The 1,320-nt window shown below is 58.5% G+C and carries 2 protein-coding genes and 1 pseudogene; 1 reads left to right on the top strand and 2 read right to left on the bottom strand.

Going from position 1 to position 1,320, the window contains the following annotated elements; translation table 11 throughout:
* Positions 1-216: 216 nt before the first annotated feature.
* Complete coding sequence (locus tag AC1DE3_RS28245; protein ID WP_441514551.1) at positions 217-438, bottom strand: hypothetical protein; 222 nt, start codon at positions 436-438, stop codon at positions 217-219.
* A 244-nt stretch (positions 439-682) separates the two neighbouring features.
* On the opposite strand from AC1DE3_RS28245, the gene AC1DE3_RS28240 reads away from it, so the two are divergent.
* A complete protein-coding gene (locus tag AC1DE3_RS28240) occupies positions 683-994 on the top strand; it encodes a DUF1236 domain-containing protein (protein WP_441514550.1) in 312 nt (103 codons plus the stop codon).
* Positions 995-1,186: 192 nt separating this feature from the next.
* Here AC1DE3_RS28240 and AC1DE3_RS28235 read toward each other — a convergent pair.
* Positions 1,187-1,320 (bottom strand): annotated as a pseudogene (locus tag AC1DE3_RS28235) (IS630 family transposase); the annotation flags it as partial.

Here is a 1,320-nt window from a genome sequence, read left to right as displayed (position 1 = left end):
GAAAAAGGGAGCCGGCGGGGGGGGGCGACTCCCTTCGATGGCCATCTTGGCAGAGGAACCATCTCCACTAACCCGCGCAGTGGATTTATCCAGAACGAACTCTCCAAGGTCTAGTTCCGCTAATCCGGTCAAAAATTTTAGATCAAGGGYCGTTCGCCTCGAATGACCTCCRCATCATGAAAAAGGCCCCGSCAGCCGAAGCCAGCGAAGCCGAGCTCATGCTGCAGCAGATCGTCGGTAGCGCTCGACGGCCCGGCTCGTCAGGTCCTGTTCATCTCCGGCGACGGCCACCAGCGCAGACACGATGTAAGCCAGCCTACTGCGTTCTCGCTCTTCAAACGCAGGGGGAATACTCGATTTGATTTCGCCCCACGCAGCCTCCAGCGCCGCGTCAGCCCGAGCGAGATCAGTGGGGTCACTCAGCGACGAAAAAGGCATGTCTCCCTCCCTCCAAAAAGGACACCTGCGAAGGCAAATTTAGGAAGGGTTGCAACGATCTCAACGTCATTTGACATGCCCGACCTCCGCGCACCATCCGCGGTGACATCTTGCGGGAGGGGTACTCGAGCTCGGCGCCATGCCGCAGTACGCCCCCTGTGCGAGGCCGGCAGCCAATCATGGAACAAGCGCGCTCCATCGGTGTTTGCGAAACCGGCGGGGGATCTGAAAGAGGAGAATCTCGATGCGCTATCCAGTCCTGATCTCACTGGTTGCAGCACTGACCTGCTCCGCGGCAATCGCGCAGACATCGACTACAACCACCACCATCACCACGGATCAGCAAAGCAAGGTCCGGACCTATATCATGAAGGAACACCCCGCTTCCGTGAAAGTGACCGAGTCGGTTGCTGTCGGCGCCGCCCTACCGTCATCGGTGACCTTGCACACGTTGCCTTCTGATGTTGGCGTCACGCAGTACCGCTTCGCTGTGGTCAACGATAAGACGGTTCTGGTTGAGCCGAGCTCCCGCAAGATCGTTCAGATCATCGAGTGATCTCTGCATAGCAAAATGGCCCGGCCCCCTTTCGGAGACCGGGCCAACTTAAGTGGAGACGCAGCCGACGGACGATGCCGATGTCGCTTCTCTGCGTTTCTGGTCAGAATCCGCCGAATGAAAAATTGTGATCTGACGGTACTATTGTGATGCGGTGTCGGGCTTGACGGGCCAGGTTAGAGCGTTTCCGGCTTAATCCGGGTCATATCCCGCCGCTCTGAAGTAGTTTGCGCATTCGTTCGGCGAGAAGAGGTCGACGATTGCTCCAACAGCTCCCCAGAGGGCGGGGATGGTGCGTTCGGTCTTGGCCCGCAGCAGGGATTTGA

It is taken from the genome of Allobosea sp. 10L417 (assembly GCF_056395485.1).
This window is presented reverse-complemented; position numbering and strand designations above follow the sequence as displayed.

Coding starts and splice junctions, on each gene's coding strand:
- AC1DE3_RS28240 (WP_441514550.1), top strand. CDS start 683: ATGCGCTATCCAGTCCTGATCTCACTGGTTGCAGCACTGACCTGCTCC.
- AC1DE3_RS28245 (WP_441514551.1), bottom strand. CDS start 438: ATGCCTTTTTCGTCGCTGAGTGACCCCACTGATCTCGCTCGGGCTGAC.